This is a genomic window from Roseivirga echinicomitans (assembly GCF_001592935.1).
GTDB lineage: Bacteria > Bacteroidota > Bacteroidia > Cytophagales > Cyclobacteriaceae > Roseivirga > Roseivirga echinicomitans.
Genome location: NZ_LRDB01000050.1, coordinates 97442 through 117038, shown reverse-complemented (window position 1 = coordinate 117038; position 19597 = coordinate 97442). Strand labels below are relative to the sequence as shown.

The window sequence follows — 19597 nt, the reverse complement described above, 5'->3', positions numbered from 1 at the left end:
GGAGTACAAACTAAATAGTATGTCGTTCATTCAGAATAAGAATATTCTTGAAATCACCATTAAAGTAAATTGGTGAATGATATGCCTTTTAGTTTTTGTAATTTTCCCTTCAACCTTATTACAAAAACAATGAAAATCAATCGAATATTATTTATGCTTTCCCTGTGTATCAGTGCCTTGCTGATACCCGACAGCTTAGCTTTTGCACAAGCTCAGAAACAGACCTTACCTGTTGACCCCTCTTTCTATAAAAACTACTCGTGGCGAAACATTGGCCCAGACCGTGGTGGACGTTCGTTAGGAAGCTCAGGAAGCCCAGGCCGACCTAACGAGTACTATTTTGGTGCTACTGGTGGTGGTTTATGGAAAACTGTTGATGGCGGAAATGAATGGTTTCCAGTCACCGATGGCCAAATCACCTCTTCTAGTATTGGCGCTGTGGCCGTGGCAGAAACCAACCCAGATATTGTTTATATCGGAGGTGGAGAAACACAGCTTCGAGGCAGCATTACCCAAGGTGATGGTGTTTATAAAACCACCGATGGTGGAAAAACATGGAGGGACATAGGTCTGAAAGAAACGCAAGCGATTTCAAGAATTAGAGTTCACCCTACAAACCCCAACACCGTTTATGTGGCGGCATTAGGTCACCCCTATGGCGACAATGAAGAACGTGGTGTTTTCCGATCGAAAGACGGAGGAAATACCTGGGAAAAAGTATTGTATGTTAGTGATAAAGCCGGTGCTGCTGATTTAATCATCGACCGTACCAATCCAAATGTACTTTATGCCTCTACTTGGCAAGTGTACCGTAAAGCATGGAAAATGTGGGGCGGTGGACCTGACAGCAAGCTTTTTAAATCTTTAGATGGTGGTGATACTTGGATCGACTTGACCAAAAACCCAGGCATGCCTGAAGGGCCGATCGGTAAAATTGGAGTAACCGTCTCCCCTGCCGATCCCAATCGTGTTTGGGCTTCTGTTGAAGCCAATGAGGGTGGAATTTTCCGTTCCGATGATGGTGGCTGGACTTGGGAACGTGTCAATTCAGAGCGTAAACTACGTCAACGCGCTTTCTATTACTCTAGAATTTATGCCGATCCGTTAGACAGAGATGTGGTATATGGCCTAAATGTAGGTTTCTACAAATCTACAGATGGTGGAAGGACTTTCGATGTTACTATTCGTCCACCGCATGGTGACAACCATGATTTGTGGATAGATCCTAATGACCCTATGCGAATGATCAGTTCGAATGATGGTGGCGGAACTGTAAGTGTGAATGGCGGCCAATCTTGGACGGATTTAGATTTCCCTACCGCTCAGTTTTACCATGTTATGACTACTAGTGATGTGCCTTATCATGTCGCTGGAGCCCAGCAAGACAACAGCACCCTGGCCATGCCTAGCCAAGGCAGAGGGCCATCTTATTCTGTTGGTGGTGGTGAAAGTGGTTGGATTACCCAAAGTCCTGTTGACCCTGACGTATTTTATGCAGGTAGTCAAGGCGCTTTATTAACCCGTTATAACCGCAGAACTGGCCAATACAGAGATATTCAGGTGTATCCGAGATTCTTCTCTGGAGAGCCTTCTAGTGCTTTGCCAGAAAGATGGCAGTGGACTTTCCCAATTATGTTCTCCCCTAAAGATCCTTCAGTGATGTACACTACATCGCAACACGTTTGGAAAACCACCAATGACGGACAAACTTGGGAGAAAATCAGTCCAGACCTTACCTATGCCGCCCCTGAAACATTAGGCGTAACAGGTGGGGTAATTACGATGGACATGAATGGGCCTGAAATTTATGCGACTGTATTTGCCTTAGCCCCATCAAACTACGATGTGAACACCATTTGGGCTGGATCTGATGATGGTAAGGTGCATATCACAAGAAATGGTGGAAAGAAATGGGACGACATTACTCCTAAAGACCTTCCTAAGTTCTCAAGGGTGAGTATTATCGAAGAAAGTAAATTCAACCCAGGTACTTTGTATTTAGCAGCCAACCGCTATCAGGTAGACGATAGAGAACCTTATGTGTTCAAAACTACAGATTATGGTAAAAAATGGACAAAGATCATCACGGGCATTAAACCAGGTCATTTTGCCCGTTCTATTCGTGAAGACTTGAAAGTACCAGGGTTATTGTATTTAGCTACAGAACACGGTGTATATGTTTCATTCAATGATGGTGCCATGTGGCAATCATTGCAAATGAACTTACCGGATACCCCTATCCGTGATTTGGTATTGAAAAATGATGATGTTGTATTAGGGTCTCATGGCCGCGGTTTCTGGATTATGCATGATGTAGCCCCATTCCGAGATGCAGCTTCAATGAACATGAATCAAGTAAAACTATTTAAACCAGCCAACCCGATTAGAGGTGTATACAGTGCGACTATTCAGTATTACTTACCAGAAGAGGTTGATAATGTGACCATAGAAATTATGGACGCCAAAGGTAATCTCATCGAAACTTACAAGGGTACAAAATCAGAAGGAAGAAGGTCACGTGTTGCTACGGGCAAAGGGCTAAACGACTTTAATTGGAACTTACGCTACCCAGGTGCTACCACCTTTGAAGGAATGATTATCTGGAGTGGAAGACCTCAAAACGGGCCTCTAGCACCATTAGGAAACTATCAAGTGAAACTCACTGCGGATGGAGTGTCTCAAACTAGTACATTTACTGTAGAAATGGATCCGAACTTAGAAGGCGTTACAGCGGATGATATTCAAAAGCAATTTGATTTGGCCGTGCAGATTAGAGATAAAACTTCAGCCGCTAACGAAGCTGTGATTCAGATCAGAAATATTCGTAAGCAAGCCGAAGCATTATCGAAGTCTGGCGATGCAGGTCTTAACAACGCCATTAATGACATGCTTGAAAAAATGAAGGTCATTGAAGAAGATTTATACCAAGTGAAGAACCAAAGTGGACAAGATCCGCTCAACTTCCCTATCAAGCTCAATAACCGTTTGGCTTCTTTAAGAAGAAGTGTTGAAAGTGGGCAGGCAAGACCAACAGATGCCTCTTACGTGGTATTTGAAGAGCTTTCTGCAGAGCTGAAAATACATTTAGACAAACTGGATCAAGTACTTAATTCTGACCTCAAGCAACAACCGCTTTCAGGTAAAATTACTTTAGAGAAAAAGGGGAACTAGTTTTAGTTCTCATCAATCATAAAGGCTTCCTTCTTGTCAGTTGACAAAGAGGGAAGCCTTTTTATTTAGACATCGTTAATTCACTCATACCTCAGTGAATCGACTGGGTTGAGATAAGCCACTCTCAGGGTTTGCCAACTAACCGCAATTAAGGCAACCATAGTTACCACAAGCCCTACCAAGCCGAAAACCCACCAACTAATCCCAACACGGTAGGCAAAATTATCGAGCCATTGTTTCATTAAATACCAAGCCACAGGGCAGGCTAAAACGAAAGCAATAATTATAGAGTTAAGGAATGAACGGCTCAAAAGCCAGAACACATTGCCCGCATTGGCTCCATTTACTTTTCTAATGCCTATTTCTTTGGTCCTACGTTTGGTTTCGTGGAAAGCAAAAGTGAATAAGCCCACCGAAGACAACAGTAAGGCAACAAGGCTTAAGGCCAAGTAGATTTTTCCTGTCTGTTGCTCTTTTGAGTACTGTTGGGCAATCTGCTCTTCCATAGCGGTATAGGTGAAAAAACCTCTTGGATTGATCTCTTGAAACAACCCTTCTAAAAACGCAAGCACCTCTGCTTGCTTTTCTGGCTTTACACGAATAAGTATATCGCTGTCCATATAGGTATAGTACGATAGCACTAACGGCCGTATTTTCTGCGATAAGTGTTCATAGTGATAATCTTTTACCACACCAATGATATTATAACTCACTGTTTCATTGGAACGAGAGTTGGTGGTAAGGTTCACTTGACCAATATCATCGATGCCCCAATATTTCATTGCAGCTTCGTTGATCACCAGTTTTGGAGAATTGTTTGTATCCAAAGAATCAGCAAAAAAGCGACCTTTGACCAGCTGTAAACCGAACAATTCTCTGTAATGTGGATCAACAGACATGCTGTTAATGGAATTGTAATCATCCTGCGAACCCACAACTTTCCAATCGTTTTGATAGGCAAAATCAATTGGCATACTTCCTTGAGAAACAGCCATAACATTAGGTTGTTCCGCTATATGCGACATCACATATTGAAACTGCCGTTCCATGTTTTGCTGAGCCAAACTGTCTTGAGCTCCATTAGGCGACATTTCAAAAAAGTCAGTTTTAATGATGTTGGCTTGATTCAAGCCTGTGTCCTTATTCAGCATAAAACGCAGTTGAAGAAACACCACTGAAGTTGCGACTAAAAGCAATATAGTAACAGTGTATTGAATGGTCGTCATCACCCGTTGTGCACGAGGTATTTTCAGCATATTTGCTTCCCCCGAAATGGCCTGCATCGTTTTAATCTTAGAAGTTTGAATAAGTGAAGTGATCATCGAAATCATCACTACAACACCTATGATTGTCAATAAGTTGAAAAGGTATCGAATTGGATAAAGATCCAGAGAAAGTCCCATTGTATTTACATACCAGGGGAAGGTAAATTGATAAAGTAGATAAGCCATTCCTGAGGCTATTAAGAAATAGAGTAGCCTACTCACTACTATCTCAAAACCTAGGTCGAATTTACTGGCACCCATCACCTGTTTCACACCTAACTTCTTTACTAAAGTCAGTTGCAGTGTGGATTGTAAATTCACAAAACTGATGAGCGTAATAAGGAAAATGATAACAGCCACAAATTGCATGGTCTGAAAGCTCGTGCTGTCACCATATTTCGCAAAAAGTGAAATATTAAAAGGCCGATCGTTATAGACGGTATTCAGTGGTACTGTCGAAATTTGGCTTTCAGGGAAGCGAGCATTTTGCCTTCCTACTGATTCAATTTGCTGATTGAAAGCCTCACGATCAAAATTTTCATTCACCAAGAGTAAATCTTGCGGCATTCTGCGCCAAAAGCTCTTTGATTGTCTTGGAACTAGAAAATCAAAGGATATAGAACTGTTTGAAGGGATATTGGCTGTTATTCCAGCTACCTTATATGTACCAGTTTGGTCGCAGCGGATTGAAACTAATTTGCCCATTGGGTCTTCGTTACCAAAAACACGTTCTGCAAATTCCTTTGTGAGGACAATACTGCTTGGGTCGTTCAATACTAATTGATCACCTCGAATCAATTCAAAATCAAAGAAGTCGAAAAATGTGCTGTCCGCTATCAATGCTTTCCCCCCAAATGCGACTTCATCCTTGATCAGCTTGATTTCATCTTCTCCATAAGTATGTACAATCAGGCTCTTTTCTATTTGCGGAAATTTGCTGTAATCCAGATTAAAGATTCGTTGAACATGTAGCGGTGATAATTCAGCCTTTGGATTCAGTTTTGCTACCGCAATGTGAATTCGATCTGACTTACTATGAAACTGATCCATACTTTGCTCATTTTGAAGCCAAGCATTGATCAGCTGAAAACAAACGGCTCCAAAAATGAGCGTAAGAAGGCTCATGGTGGCTACCATTCGGTGTTTTAAATAATTTCTTGTTGCGCTTTTGACCATTAGTTTAAACATGCCGAAATAATTTAATTGATAGGAACCAGACATTCCACGGAGCAGACTGGGCCTTAATAGTTTGAGTGTTTCTATGATATATCGCCTTTTGGCACGGGTAGGAGAATGAACTTCCAGATAATCTGTAAATACCTCTTCCATGTCCCCTTCTATCTCTTCTAAATAACGAGGCTTGACCAAGCCTCGAAGAAGTTTAAGTGGCCATTTAGGTGGATGAATATGCTTTTGATTAGAAGATTTCATATGCTCTAAAAGCTCAATGAGGCTTGGGGAATCGCGTTCCACAATTGCGTACGAATATCTTTCATTTCGTTCAGTACTTTTGTGCCTGAAGCGGTGACGGTATAAATACGTTTACGCTTACCTCCTCTTTTCAGTGTCGTTTCACCAAACTCCGAATCTAAATAGCCCTTCTCTTCTAGTCTTTTTAAAGCGGACTGAACTGAGCCTACACTTAAGGTCTCTTTTAAGCGGTGTTCTAACTCACGCTTAATTTCGACTCCATAAGCCTCCTCTCTTAAAACTAGCACTGTTAATAGCACCAACTCTTCAAATTCACCAAGTTTTGTTTTCTTCATTTTATATTAATCGTAATTGCAGTAAATATAGATAAAACTATTTTATTCGCAATTGCAGTTTTAATAAAAGTCAATACAGTTGGCCATAATGAGTACAGATTAGCACAAACAAAAAGTCCCAGTCTGATTAATAGCCGGGACTTTGAGTAAATAAATCAGGTAACACCTAATTCAGTAAATGTTTGTTAAAAGTTCATCATTATTCTTTGTAAGTAGAATTATCAACTTCTACATCCACAATATTGTCATCTGGCATCCTATCAATTAGTTTATTGTAAGGATCGATTCCAGCCCTGACTGGGACACCTTTAACCTTGACTGTTAAACTCGTTTGACCAGGACTGATTTTATGCTTTTGCAGATAAATTGAATTGGTTCTAGTTCTTCCGTTTTCATCTTTATCATCTTCAGAGAACACTCCTATATCAATATAATCGCCTAAGTATTCAGCCTTAGATTCCATTCCTGCGCTGTCTGCATATAATTTTTGAGAGCTGATATCAAATGTCACCAAATATTCATCCTCAGCTATTTTCTCAGCTTTTACTTCGCTTGCTTTATTTTCATAAAGCGTGATTCTATTCCAAGTATCATCTAAATAATAATGAAGACTATCTGGCGTATTCTCTGTTAAATGTCTGTACAAATCAGTACTGCCTGCAAATGGTGGTGTTTGTTTTAAAGCAAACTCATCTGTGAAGTTTCTCAATGCTGTATTCATGGCTTCTTCTCCAATATAATCGCGTAAACCATACAGAATAAGGCTACCCTTGTTATACCATTGATAAGCTCTATTACAGTTTATGAAAGTATTTTCTTTCTTACTTTCATTCGCTCTACCGTATAGGTAATCGTCCAACTCATTTCTTAAGAAATACGTCATGTTATCCTTACCATATTGTCTTTCTGTAAGCACCAAAGCAGAGTATTCGGCCAGTGCTTCGGAAACAAGGTTAGCTCCTCGGGTGTAATTAGGAGCAATTTGATGCCCCCACCATTGATGCGCTAATTCATGTGCCGTAACGAAATAAGTATAATCAAAATCGTCTGGGTCATTGAAGTCTGCCAACCAACCAAAGCCTTCGGAAAAAGGAACCGTATTCGGGAATGATTGGGCGAAACTAGCATACTTAGGGAATTCGAGTAAACGCATTTGCCTAAACTGAAACGATCCATAGGTTTCAGAAAAATACTTAAGCCCATCTTTATAAGCCGCCTCAAATCGACCCAAGTTATAAATATGGTCTGGATGGTAGAAAATTTCAATATTCACCTTTTCTCCATTTGGAAGCTCTTGCTCTGACTTTAGCACGTCATACTTTGCCGATACTATGCTGAAAAAGGCTTGAATGGGCGTGTCTTGGATATAGTGAAAATAACGTCTCCCATTTTCTACCCATTCTCTTTGTAAATAACCTGGCGCAATCGCAATTTGATCTGGTACGGTGCTTATGGTTGCTTCAAACTGAATAAAGTCCGCATCATCAGTAAACAAAAGTGTACGTCTACCCAATTCATCATCATGAGCGGGTAAATCATAATCTTTAGCAGGTAGATCATACTTCTTTCGCTCACTGTCACTCGTAAGTTCAACCTGAGGATTGTAACCTATTGTGGGTAAAGTTTCTGAGGTGAAAGTGCCATTATAAACAATATCTCTTCCAGAACCAGAGTTTGGAAAACCCTTATAGATTCTTTTGCTGTTCATTACCAAGTTAAGCGTATCTCCAGGGGCCATAGTTTTGGGTAACGCCATAATTCTATAGTAACCTTGTCTTGGTTTCTTTCCAAAAATTTGAAATTTTCTAGGCTCAAGTTTCAATGGTGCTCTATACTTAAGAGTATCTTCTCGATACATTACCACCAAATCAGAAAGCTGACCTATATCTAGGTGAAGGGAATCAATATTGCTATCTGTTTTGTTAACCAAGGTAACTTCAGCATTAAAATGCGCCTCCCTATCATATGGAAAAAGATCCGCTTTCATGTTTACACTTGTCAGTTTTGGCTGAGGTAAATTCTCAAATTGTTTCAGCTGTTTCTCATAACTCACAGATGACAATGTGGCCTCATCAGAAGTAAGATAATTATTATCATAAACCACACTTTTAAAGATATAGGCGCCTAGGCCTATGGTAATGATTAAAAACAAATAGGACAGTTTAGCGTTGGCGGAAGTTAGTCTGCCTCTGGCACCTCGAAGCCTACTTTTGAATCCGTCATTTGTTCCTCGGCTAAAAAATATGCTGAAGAATAACACCAAAAATATACCAAACGCTGTCCAGTAACTATTGAACCAAAAAAGCGACTCTCCAAAATGCCCTAAGCCATTCATCTCAGACCAACTGAAACCTGGTTTATACGAATAGAAAAACATATTGAAATCGTAACCTGCTAAGTTCCTCAGGATTAGCATTGAAAGCCACACAACCACACTTGTGGCATGACCCGCAAACTTATTATTCACAAGCAAATGAATAGCGAATACAAGCATGACCATCTGTAAGTAGTCAGGAAGCGCAATAAGGAAAGCATCAATTAAATAGACATCCAAATGATAATTGAAGTAGCCATTTAGCGTCTGAGTAACCAAGCCTGCAAAAACGGGCACTAGAGTGAGTAGCACACAAATAAAGGCCATTCCAGCAAACTTGGAGGCAACGATTGCGCTGTCTTTTACTGGAAAAGTATCATTGATTGATGCATAGCCGCTCGCCTTATCACGATGAAGCGATTCACCAGTAAAAAATACTATGATGATGAAAACAAAAATAGCATAAGTAAAACCTCTATTTGCTACTATATCCGAAGTGACTGGTAACGAAGACACCCCATAGAGTGGCAAACCAAACCAAAGGTCAACAAACAAAAATATAACTCCTCCTAGTAGAATTACCTTGAAGTAAACATCCTTTAAAACATTTTGAACCTCAATTTTCGCCAGTGTTTTGAAGCTTGACCATTGATATTTATTGGTAAAACTCACATTTGCTACTAGCTTTTTTATACTGCTGATTTTTGTGGCCTCTTTTTCTTTTTTAGTCTTGGCTACTTTTGGTGAAAAGAAGTTTTCAAAACTAAACCTTGCATAAGCACTTACAAAAAGAACCGTGCCAATACCAAACCACAGAAGTCTGTTCAATAGCAGGTTTCCTTCAACCTGCAATAAAAAATTATTCTGCTCATAAGGGGTTAGGTACCTCGTTTGAATGTCAAAAGTGTTCAAACCAAAAGGATCTAAAATCTGAGCAATGCTACTACTCGCTACGTCTTCCGAAAAAATACTGGAGAGCATATAAATAATAAATACAATAATTCCTCCTGCGTAAATTGCTTTAATGTTTTTAGTAAATACAATTACTGCAAAAAACAGGGTGCCCGCTAACCATAAATTTGGTAAGGTGAGCGTAAGCCAAGGGTACAAATAGTTCATTAACAAATTTGGACCATACCTCGAAGCTTCCTCCCAGCCAAGTGCAGGGCCTATTATACTTCCAAGATATGAGCCGATTAATGACCCAAATGAGATGAAAACCAGTATAACGAAAGACCCCCAGAATCGCCCCATGAAATAGGCTGTTTTTGAAATGGGATAACTAAAGAGAAAAGTCCCTGTTTTATGTTCTAGGTCTCTATAAATTGGTACGCCCATAACAGCCGAGGCTAGAAAAATACCAAACAGCGACATGATGAGCTGTAAGAAGGCTAATGTTATGGGAGCATTGTGAAATACTTTTTCGGTAGCTGGCGTATTACCAACACCAACTAATACAAATGACACCAGAAACAGCAATGCAAAATATATGTAAGTAGCAGGTCTACTGAACCGATACTTCAATTCGAAATTGAAAATATTAAAAAACATGGAGCAAGGGTTAAATAGTGATTGGATCTACTTTTTTAGAGATGTTACTGAAATACACATCCTCTAAATCTGCTTTTGACGGTTCGAAACCATTGCCCGGTGCAACATCACTATAAATCCGCAAGCTTAAACGACCTTCTTTTAGTTGCGTTGAAATTACCTGATGGCCCTCACGGTATTCATCTAGTTCTACCTTATCTATCGTTTTAGCATATATTTTTCCATCCATACTCTGAATACCCTCTGATGGCTTTCCTTGCATTAATACTTCTCCAGCGCAAATAATAGCCATATTAGAGCATAAAGTGCTGACATCTTCTACTATGTGCGTAGATAGAATTACAATCGTATTTTCACCTATTTCACTCAATAAATTGTAAAATCGATTACGTTCCGATGGATCAAGCCCTGCTGTAGGTTCATCAACAATAATTAAGGAGGGATTACCGGCTAAGGCTTGTGCAATACCGAAGCGTTGGCGCATACCTCCAGAATAAGTACCTAAGGCCTTCTTACGGTGCCTGTAAAGGTTAACCTTTTCCAGCAGTCCATTGACCAACTCTTTGCGCTCTGACTTATTCCCCACTCCTTTCATCTGAGCGATGTGATCTAACATTACCTCAGCACTTATGCGTGGATAAAGCCCAAAATCCTGCGGTAAATAACCCAGTTTCTCTCGTATGGCTTGCTTGTTTTCAGACAGGTTGACGTCATCTAGAAAAATACTCCCTGAATCCGCATCTTGAAGGGTGGCTATAGTCCTCATTAAAGTGGATTTACCAGCACCGTTAGGCCCTAGTAAACCAAACATACCTTGGTTAATGGTTAGTGAAACATTGTTGAGTGCACAAACACCATTTGAATAGGTCTTTGTGAGGTTTTTGATAGTTAATTGCATGGTTTTTTGGTTGGTTGGTAAAAAATAATAGTTAGAAGATACGTGTGATTATTGTAACTCACAATATAAATTTTATCATTCATCACAAATAATCTGTTGATAGTGAGGTTTTTATAGTTCAGACATGGATATGCATCGACTATGGAGCACTGGAGACTGTCAAGTTTGGCATAAACAAAAAAGTCCCAGCCGTTGATTCGACTGGGACTTTAAGTGATAAAATAAGCTTTCAGGAAATGAACCGAAGTCAATTAGAACTTCCTATACTCACCATCTAAAAAGGCATTAGCTGCCTCTTCTTTGAAACGAGCCGTTTGGTTATTCCAGTGTAGTTTTTTATTGGGGAAACGACCTGCGATCACTCCTAAAAGAATGGTTTCTGTCAGTCGGGCAGCGTATGAAAATGGTGCAGTCACTTGATCTTTCCCTATACAGGCATCAACAAACTGATGGTAGTGCTTCTTGCTTTCTGCTCCATAGTCCTCTGTCGGGCTGCCTACGTTAGAGAACGGCTCCAAGTCAATGTCTACATATTCGCCTTTAACAATGTGCTTAGGAAGCTGCATGAAGTGCGGTAATAAGAGTCTCCCTTTTTCACCAATAAACATGGCACCTTGGTCAGGAAGTTGGTCACCATTTGGCAACTTCAAATCTTTATGGTCTTTAGGAGCACCTGGCCCATCATACCAAACCCATTTAAATTTCTTGGTGGTATATTCTGTTCCCGGAAACTCATAGGTAACTATATTGTTTTCTGGAAAACCAAAACCCGTTGGTTTTCTACATTTAGTCCGAATAGTTTTTGGAATATCTAAGGCCAATGCATTATAAGGAGTATCGAAAATATGTACGCCCATATCCCCTAAAGTGCCACAGCCATAATCCATAATCTTTCTCCAATTCCCTGGGTGATAAACCCCTTGTTTATAAGGTCTTTCAGGGGCTGTTCCTAACCAAAGGTTCCAGTCTAAAGTGTTTGGTACAGGGTCGCTTCCTTCCGGTGCTGGACCATCAAAGCCCCAGTTCTTTGGAGACCAAGCGTGCACAGCTTTTACTTTACCGATAATACCTGATTGAATCAGGGCTGTCCCTAATTTGTAATCATAGAACGAATGTACTTGAATCCCCATTTGAGTGACTAGGTTCTTCTCTTCTGCCATTTTACGCATGGCCCTGGCTTCAGTAACATGGTGCGTCAATGGCTTCTGACAATACACGGGCTTATCCATGCCCATGGCCATCATAGATGCTGGCGCATGTGTATGATCTGGAGTAGAGACCACAACGGCATCGATACTTCCACCCATTTCATTCAACATTTGGCGATAGTCCATGTATGTTTTGGCATTAGGATGCATTTTAAGAGCGGCTGCCAGATTATTGGCGTCCACATCGCAAAGAGCAGTCACTTCTACTGCCGAATGTGAAGAAATGGCCTTAAGGTCTTCCATTCCCATTCCACCTACTCCGATATGAGCGGTTCTGAGTTTGTCAGCTTTTCCCAATGCCCAAAGGGAGGAGGGTAACATGGAAGCTGAAGTAAGTATGGCTGCGTTTTTTAAAAAGTCTCTTTTGTTCATAACAATGAGTTAAGGAAATAATGAATTAGGGGCTTAATGAAAGAAGGAATTAATGAGTTAAAGTTTTCTGATTTTGATATTCTTGAACCAAAGCGGGCTATCGTGGTCTTGTAAACCAATATAACCTGTTTTGAACGAACCGTATTTTGGATAATCTTTCCATTTCCCAACAGATTTACGCTCATACCAATCGTCTGACCAAGGCACAAACGACACAATCATTTTTCCATTCAACCAATGTTCTACTCGCTCTGGGGTAAAGATGATTTTAGTGGTGTTCCACTCCCCTGCTGGTTTTACAATTTTCTGCGTAAGATCAGGAAGATGCATGGCGTAGTCCGCACCAGTTTTCTGCCACTCTTCGAGTTTGGCATTATTGATTTCCTCCCATTTAAGATCATCTAGTAATTGGTATTCAGGGGCTACGGCTGCTGGACCTCCTTCAATACCTTCTTTCAAATGATAGAAAACACCGCTGTTTCCGCCTTCTGGAATTTTCCATTCCAAGTACAACTCAAAGTTGTCAAATTCCTCCGCAGCATAAATAATGTCTTTACCGCCTTGGCGCTCAGATTCTAATTTTTTTTCTGTGTCAAAAGTCAGAGCTCCATCTTCAATGACCCATTGGGGAGGAAGGTCTTCTCCATTATAGGCCCTCCATCCTTCTGTACTGGTGCCATCAAACAGGTAAATCCAGCCATCATCTTCGGCTTTGGAACCAGAACTACAGGCCGAAACTGTTGCGGCCAAAAAAGTAAGTAGAAAGAGTTTTTTCATGTTTATGGTTATTGATTTTGTGTTCATAGTTTAAATAAAAAGAGATTACTCGCTTACTATCGGAGTTAATTTAATATTTCTCCAGCTTACTTTAATTCCACCACCATCATGAATTTGAAGGGCGATCGCGCCTTTACCAGCGCCAATTTTTTCATCTACTAAATTGACCATTTGAGTACCGTTCAACCAAGTCGTAACCTCTGAACCTACTACTCTGATCTTCATAGAGTTCCACTCTCCCATTTTCAGGGCTTTATCCTTTTCTTTGTCAGGCTGAATTAACCAACCACGTCCGTATGATTCATAAATACCTCCGGTATTGTCTCCAGGAGGCGCAACTTCTACCTGCCATCCACTTACTTTTGTGCCTTCTACCGTGGACCTGATAAATACTCCACTGTTGCCATTGGCATCTTGTTTAAAGTCAAGTGTCAATTCGAAGTCATCATAAAAATCAACTGTGGAAAGGTAACCATATTGGGCAGCTGGTCCACTTTCGCAAACTAAGAGTCCATCTTCTACATACCACTTTTCTTCTCCGTGATTGACCCAGCCATCTAAATTTTCACCATTAAATAGATCAATGGTATTAGATTTTGGAACACATGCTACAGAAAAAAGTGATAGAACGATTGCGAAAATTGAGTATTTGGGATTGAATCTCATAAAGCGATTTTAGTTTGGCCTATTGGTATAAGTGAAAAAATATCTAGCGCTGAATGTAAAAAATAACTCCATTAAAAACGAGAAAAATTAGCTAATCGGTTCAATGCTGAGTCAGTCATTGATCAACGCTAACCTTGAGAATCATCGATAAAACCCTTGAGGTCATTCAACCTTTCTTCTACTTCTATTTTTTGAAGGCTAAAGGCTTCATCTTGTTTCACATTATTTGAATAATGTAGCCAGTGTTTTTGCACCTTTTTCAACACACGAGGCGTAATATTAAATTCTTTGTGGTCTAATAAGTCTTCTGCAATACGCGATACTTTAAAGCTTCCGAAAAGGTATAGTTTAAAGATATCTACATAATTATCACTCACATCAAAGCCTTCTAAGGCCATTATTAAATCGCCTAGTATTTCACTGTTTTCTTTCTTTTTAAAAGCCTCAAAAAGCCAAGATAATGCGGCTGAATTATTCTCAACCAAGCCCAGTGTTCTAGAGGCCATAAACCGAGTTTCAGGGTTTGGGTCATCTAGCAATGCGATCATGGCATTCACAACCTCTTCGGAACCAATGCTTCCTAGGTAATTTGAAGCATTAAAACTCTTATCATTTAATTCCCCTGTCAGTTCTTTGAGTGCAGTAGTGATTTCTATAGCCATTCGATTTTTTAGTAAGCATCGAAATTACATAAAATACCAATAAGCACAATTCATCTTTAGATTCCTTAATGACAATGAATTGGACAATTGCATTAACTCATAGGGAAACTAATCTTATAAGAAGTCCCCTCTCCTATTTTAGAGTCAAGAGTACAGGTACCATTCAATAAATTTATTCTACTCTCGATATTATCGATACCAAATGATGATTTGGTTTCTTTGATAGCATCAAGATCAAACCCAGAGCCATTATCCTTGATCAGGATATTGATGAAGTTTTCCTTTTGTACCATAGAGACTAAACAATGAGTAGCTTTGGCATGCTTGATCATATTATTGAAAATTTCCTGCACAACCCTATAGACAGTCATGTATTTATCTTCTGAAAGGTCTTCTGAAACAATGTCATATTTAAAATCAACATTGATACTGGCCAGTGATCGAATGTCCTCCATTAATTCACTCAAAGCGAGTTTCAATCCAGTGTTTTGAATCGCATTTGGAATTAGCGAATGGGCAATGTTTCTTACTTCATCTACAGAGTTCTTTAATTGTTTCCTGGTTTTTGCAATCAAAGCACTGTTGTCTTCATTAAAGTCAGGATTTTTCTTAATAAGAAGGTCTACGGTTAATAAACTTATGGTTAAGGTTTGAACAACTCCATCATGTAGATCTCTGGCAATTCTTGTTCTTTCCGTTTCGGCCCCCTTAATAATGGCGTTTATATAATTCCGCTCCATGTTATATCGATCCATAAACCATTGATGTCTTTCAATGGAATATTCAATTGATTTCATTAAATCTTTTGGTTGATAGAGCCCTTTTACTAAATAATCCTGCGCTCCTTTATGGATTATTTTTCTGGCTATTTCTTGATCTTCTACTCCAGTAAGAACAATGATCGGGAATTTTGGAGAGCAACTCATCAACGACTCAAAACTAGAAATCCCAGTGGTGTCTGGTAATGTAAGGTCCAACAACGCTAAATCAAAAGTCTTGTTTTTCAAAACCTCTCTCACTTCTTTAGAAGTAGCTAATGCTGTAACTTTAGCGCTTGAAAACCCAATTAATTTTAAATATTCCATTATCAGGAATACATCATTTTCATTATCCTCTATGAGTAAAATTTCCATTATGGATTGGTTTATAATTTTTGTGCAGACCTGAATAAATTTTAAGCCCCTGGGCTAACATTCATTATATTTTGTGGTATGGTGAAATGGAATGCAGTACCCATATCTTTTTCAGAGCTAAGCCAAATCTCACCACTATGTTGCTTAATTACTCTTTCACATAGCGCCAAGCCAATACCATTTCCTTCATATTGAGCTCTTGCATGCAACCTCCTAAATGGGTCAAAAACAGCCTCAAAATACTCTGGATCAATTCCAATTCCATTGTCAGTGACCGTAAAGGTATAAAACCCATTATTCAATCTCCAATCTACTTGAATCTCTGGAAGGCAATCGGGCTTCTTGAATTTAATGGCATTTGAAATGAGGTTTTGAAAGAGGATATTCATTCTTCGCAAATCACACTCAATGGTGGGTAGCTTATTTTTTATGGTAATATTGGCTTTTGATTCGCTAATACTGGTGGTAAGGTCCTGTTCCAATTCTTTAAACATAACATTGAGGTCATTCATCTCAATGGCGAGGTCATGATTTTCGAGTCGAGAATAAGAAAGTAAATCTGAAATAAGGCTTTTCATTCGTCCTGCCCCTTTTTCAATAATTTCTAAGTACTTCTCAATATTGTCCTCAACATCCCCTATTTCCATTCTTAGTAATTGAATAAAGCTGGTGATCGTTCTTAAGGGTTCTTGAAGATCATGAGAAGCTACGTAAGCAAACTGCTTTAATTCATCATTTTTCTTTTCAAGAAGCTCATTATACAACATCAAAGATTCCTGAATCTGAATCTCAGAAGTATGATTTCTAACGGCTCCTCTAACGATAATTACCCTTCCTGATTTATCAAATACACACTCACCTTTCACATGAATATGCTTCACATTATCGCCTACCCTTATCCTGTGCTCTACATTAAAGTCAACGCCATTATTCACAGTGTTTTCAATGGCTTTCAGAATTCTTTCTAAATCGTCTTCATGAACATATTCAACATAGTTCTGTACCACTAAGTATCTATTGTCTAATGGTTTTTTTTCAAACATATCATAGGTACCTATAGACCAGTACAATTGATCTGGCTGGACGAGCCATTCCCAGCTTCCAACACTTGATAATTGCTCCGTTGTTTCAAGAAGGCGTGTTTTACTTTCAAGTTGGCGCTGAAGGTTATAGCGCTCTGTAATTATTCGTCCCTCGGGAATCAATAGAATTACTTCACCGCTATCATTGAGTATGGGGCGAATGGAGAAATCAACCATCTCAGTAATGAGGGCCCCAGTCACTTTGGTGTCATATCGCACAAACTTACCTTTGGCCGCTAACTGAACTGAGGAAATGACTTTATTTCTTTCTTTTTCATTTAGATCTAATAAACCAGATATTTCCCATAATTTTTTACCGATAAGTTCTTCTCTCGTTCGTCCATAAAATTGCGTGATTGCTTCGTTGACTTCAAGTAATGATCCATCTGTATTCATCAACCCAATAAATTGAAAAGTATTATCGAAAATGGCTTGAAATCTGGCTTTATGACTTTTCAATTCATCTTGTAATTTTTTGGCCTCAGATATATTCTTAACAAATGAAATAACAGTTTCCTGCCCTTCAACCTCTTCCCCCATAAACACACTTAACTCGACCCATGTGTTATCTCCTGCTTTTGTGATGTACCTTTTATTAAGCTTATACTGATTTATTTCGCCTCTTTTAAGCTTCTCAAAAAGTTGCAAGTCTTTGTCGATATCTTCTGAATGAGTAATTTCCACAAAATTTATCCCAGTCATTTCAGTGATAGAGTAGCCTAGTAAATCACAGAACGTCTTATTGACCCTAGTGATTTTTCCGTCATGATTCACCAGTGCTATGCCTATTACAGGGTTATTGAAGATTTGGTCAAAAATGATATCCATAAAAAGTACTGATCGATGTTTTGGTAAGATGAATTAAACTAAACATAAACATATTTAAGCACAAATTCATAATTAATTTAGCCTGATCATGGCCAAAGAAATGCAATGCTGCTAATGTTCAAAAACACTTGAAACTTATTAATGAAGGTTATACATTCGGTAATTGATATGTTAAGATGATACTAGATCCAACCGTCATTGCAATTCCTGTTTACTTCCTTCTGATAGGAATTGAATTAATAGTACATCGGGTTCAAGCTGTTAAATCATATAGGCTAAACGATGCCATTACAAATATTAATTGCGGAGTGACTTCACAAGTGACAGGGGCATTCCTTAAAGTATTAAGTATAGGGGTTTACACAATAATATTTGAGAACTTCAGGATCATGGATTTACCAAATTCGGCCATCATATGGATAAGTGCCTTTATTGCATATGACTTCTTTTATTACTGGGCCCATCGGATGAGTCATCAAGTGAATTTATTTTGGGGAGGTCATAGTGTACATCACCAAAGTGAAGAATATAATCTTTCTGTAGCCTTAAGACAGAGTTCTACTCAAACCATTTGGACCTTCGCCTTTTATATTCCAATGGCTTTAGTGGGTGTCCATCCGATTTTATTAGTTTCCGTTTCTGGCTTTAATCTTCTATATCAATTTTGGATTCATACCGAGTCTATCAATAAACTTCCCAAGTGGTTTGAAGCCGTATTTAATACACCGTCTCACCATAGGGTTCATCACGCTAGAAATCCAAAATATATTGATAAAAATCATGCTGGTACTTTTATCGTTTGGGACAAGCTCTTCGGCACCTTCAAAGCGGAAGAAGAAAGACCTATTTATGGCATTACTAAAAATTTAAATAGTTGGAACCCTGTATGGGCAAACATGGCCCATTACTCAGACATGTGGTTGGATATCAAATCCATCCCAAAACTGGGTGACAAAATTCGCTATGTTTTTGAGAAGCCAGGATGGCTACCTAATTATATGGGCGGCTATAGAGCACCACAGGAAGTGAACACAGACACTTATAAAAAATTCAATACCAATACTGCCGCCAAACTCAATATTTATGTGTTGGTCCAGTATATCTTATTGCTTGCAGGTACCTCCATGTTCCTTTTCAACTTGGATAAAATGCATGCCACTGATAAATTAATTTTTGCTGGGGTTATCATTTTCTCAGTGGTTAGCTTTGGCGCGTTGTTTGAAAACCGTTCTTGGGCTTTAGTCATGGAATCTTTTCGGCTAATATTCATTATCTCGGCAGCCTTTTATGCCTTTGTAGGAATAAATACAGAGCCCCTGATGATTATACTTGCCGCTGCTCTTCTTATCGTGTTTCAAATTTGGTTGATGCTGGTGCGCAAAGTACCTTTACCAGTCAAAGCCCAATTGGAATGAAAATCTCTAAACTAGTAGTTATCACCTTATGTTCTGTCTTTTTATTCGCTACGGCTTGCACCAAAAAAATAGATGTAGGTGATTTTGATTCTGCGAAATGGATTGGTGATCAAGAAGGCTGTTCTAGTCAAAGGGCTGAAATGATTCAAGATTTGATTAAGATCAAACCAAACCTGTTGGCTTTATATCATAAATCAATAATAGAAGTCTTGGGCAAACCAGAGGCCGAAGAGCTCTACGAGCGTAGCCAAACTTATTATTGGTATTATATTGATCCATCTCCCAAATGCGATCAACCTTCGGAAAACCCTAGAAAATTATCGATTCGTTTTACTGCCTTAGGAATCGCCAACGAAATTGACATTAAGTAACAATAAATGGATTTTCCTTTAATCGTTGGTAAAACATGATTTCACCACCTAAATAGTTCGTTAATTTATTTATTGTAAAATAATATTTTACAAGTCAGTATTTTTACCTAATTTAATG

13 protein-coding genes are annotated in these 19597 nt (G+C 39.1%); 3 read left to right on the top strand and 10 right to left on the bottom strand.

The genetic code is table 11. From position 1 onward, the window contains the following. Window positions 1-129: 129 nt before the first annotated feature. The gene (locus AWN68_RS14695) at window positions 130-3171 is read left to right on the top strand and encodes a VPS10 domain-containing protein (RefSeq protein ID WP_068417239.1); all 3042 of its coding nucleotides are present in this window, start codon (window positions 130-132) and stop codon (window positions 3169-3171) included. Between the two features lie 80 nt (window positions 3172-3251). On the opposite strand, the gene AWN68_RS14690 is transcribed toward AWN68_RS14695, so the two are convergent. The 10 genes from AWN68_RS14690 to AWN68_RS14645 form a co-directional block, all read right to left on the bottom strand. Beyond that, a complete protein-coding gene (locus AWN68_RS14690) occupies window positions 3252-5867 on the bottom strand; it encodes an ABC transporter permease (RefSeq protein WP_068417235.1) in 2616 nt (871 codons plus the stop codon). A gap of 5 nt (window positions 5868-5872) precedes the next feature. Further along, complete coding sequence (locus tag AWN68_RS14685) at window positions 5873-6202, bottom strand: PadR family transcriptional regulator (protein ID WP_068417233.1); 330 nt, start codon at window positions 6200-6202, stop codon at window positions 5873-5875. Window positions 6203-6401: 199 nt separating this feature from the next. Next, window positions 6402-10067, bottom strand: a complete 3666-nt coding sequence (locus AWN68_RS14680) for an ABC transporter permease/M1 family aminopeptidase (RefSeq protein ID WP_068417230.1) — start codon at window positions 10065-10067, stop codon at window positions 6402-6404. A gap of 10 nt (window positions 10068-10077) precedes the next feature. Then, a complete protein-coding gene (locus tag AWN68_RS14675; protein ID WP_068417229.1) occupies window positions 10078-10965 on the bottom strand; it encodes an ABC transporter ATP-binding protein in 888 nt (295 codons plus the stop codon). 251 nt (window positions 10966-11216) lie between these two features. Then, window positions 11217-12545, bottom strand: coding sequence for a Gfo/Idh/MocA family protein (locus AWN68_RS14670; protein WP_068417227.1), 1329 nt, complete (start codon window positions 12543-12545; stop codon window positions 11217-11219). Between the two features lie 57 nt (window positions 12546-12602). Further along, window positions 12603-13322, bottom strand: a complete 720-nt coding sequence (locus tag AWN68_RS14665) for a 3-keto-disaccharide hydrolase (RefSeq protein ID WP_068417223.1) — start codon at window positions 13320-13322, stop codon at window positions 12603-12605. Between the two features lie 45 nt (window positions 13323-13367). Continuing rightward, the gene (locus AWN68_RS14660; protein WP_068417220.1) at window positions 13368-13988 is read right to left on the bottom strand and encodes a 3-keto-disaccharide hydrolase; all 621 of its coding nucleotides are present in this window, start codon (window positions 13986-13988) and stop codon (window positions 13368-13370) included. A 128-nt stretch (window positions 13989-14116) separates the two neighbouring features. Continuing rightward, on the bottom strand, window positions 14117-14650 hold the full coding sequence (locus AWN68_RS14655) for a HEAT repeat domain-containing protein (protein WP_068417218.1): 534 nt from the start codon (window positions 14648-14650) through the stop codon (window positions 14117-14119). 92 nt (window positions 14651-14742) lie between these two features. Continuing rightward, the gene (locus tag AWN68_RS14650; protein ID WP_068417217.1) at window positions 14743-15783 is read right to left on the bottom strand and encodes a hybrid sensor histidine kinase/response regulator; all 1041 of its coding nucleotides are present in this window, start codon (window positions 15781-15783) and stop codon (window positions 14743-14745) included. Between the two features lie 41 nt (window positions 15784-15824). Beyond that, window positions 15825-17693 carry a PAS domain S-box protein gene (locus AWN68_RS14645; protein ID WP_068417215.1) on the bottom strand — a complete coding sequence of 623 codons (1869 nt, stop codon included), beginning with the start codon at window positions 17691-17693 and terminating at the stop codon, window positions 15825-15827. Window positions 17694-18082: 389 nt separating this feature from the next. Here AWN68_RS14645 and AWN68_RS14640 point away from each other — a divergent pair, with 389 nt between their 5' ends. Together AWN68_RS14640 and AWN68_RS14635 are read left to right on the top strand one after the other, a co-directional pair. Next, complete coding sequence (locus AWN68_RS14640) at window positions 18083-19108, top strand: sterol desaturase family protein (protein ID WP_245658017.1); 1026 nt, start codon at window positions 18083-18085, stop codon at window positions 19106-19108. Further along, the gene (locus AWN68_RS14635) at window positions 19105-19479 is read left to right on the top strand and encodes a hypothetical protein (RefSeq protein WP_068417212.1); all 375 of its coding nucleotides are present in this window, start codon (window positions 19105-19107) and stop codon (window positions 19477-19479) included. The genes AWN68_RS14640 and AWN68_RS14635 overlap by 4 nt, the downstream gene beginning before the upstream one ends. The last annotated feature ends 118 nt before the right edge of the window (window positions 19480-19597 follow it).

Bases quoted from the DNA above. Each gene is read 5' to 3' on its own strand.
- AWN68_RS14695 (WP_068417239.1), top strand. From the start codon at position 130: ATGAAAATCAATCGAATATTATTTATGCTTTCCCTGTGTATCAGTGCC.
- AWN68_RS14690 (WP_068417235.1), bottom strand. From the start codon at position 5,867: ATGAAATCTTCTAATCAAAAGCATATTCATCCACCTAAATGGCCACTT.
- AWN68_RS14685 (WP_068417233.1), bottom strand. From the start codon at position 6,202: ATGAAGAAAACAAAACTTGGTGAATTTGAAGAGTTGGTGCTATTAACA.
- AWN68_RS14680 (WP_068417230.1), bottom strand. From the start codon at position 10,067: ATGTTTTTTAATATTTTCAATTTCGAATTGAAGTATCGGTTCAGTAGA.
- AWN68_RS14675 (WP_068417229.1), bottom strand. From the start codon at position 10,965: ATGCAATTAACTATCAAAAACCTCACAAAGACCTATTCAAATGGTGTT.
- AWN68_RS14670 (WP_068417227.1), bottom strand. From the start codon at position 12,545: ATGAACAAAAGAGACTTTTTAAAAAACGCAGCCATACTTACTTCAGCT.
- AWN68_RS14665 (WP_068417223.1), bottom strand. From the start codon at position 13,322: ATGAAAAAACTCTTTCTACTTACTTTTTTGGCCGCAACAGTTTCGGCC.
- AWN68_RS14660 (WP_068417220.1), bottom strand. From the start codon at position 13,988: ATGAGATTCAATCCCAAATACTCAATTTTCGCAATCGTTCTATCACTT.
- AWN68_RS14655 (WP_068417218.1), bottom strand. From the start codon at position 14,650: ATGGCTATAGAAATCACTACTGCACTCAAAGAACTGACAGGGGAATTA.
- AWN68_RS14650 (WP_068417217.1), bottom strand. From the start codon at position 15,783: ATGGAAATTTTACTCATAGAGGATAATGAAAATGATGTATTCCTGATA.
- AWN68_RS14645 (WP_068417215.1), bottom strand. From the start codon at position 17,693: ATGGATATCATTTTTGACCAAATCTTCAATAACCCTGTAATAGGCATA.
- AWN68_RS14640 (WP_245658017.1), top strand. From the start codon at position 18,083: ATGGATTTACCAAATTCGGCCATCATATGGATAAGTGCCTTTATTGCA.
- AWN68_RS14635 (WP_068417212.1), top strand. From the start codon at position 19,105: ATGAAAATCTCTAAACTAGTAGTTATCACCTTATGTTCTGTCTTTTTA.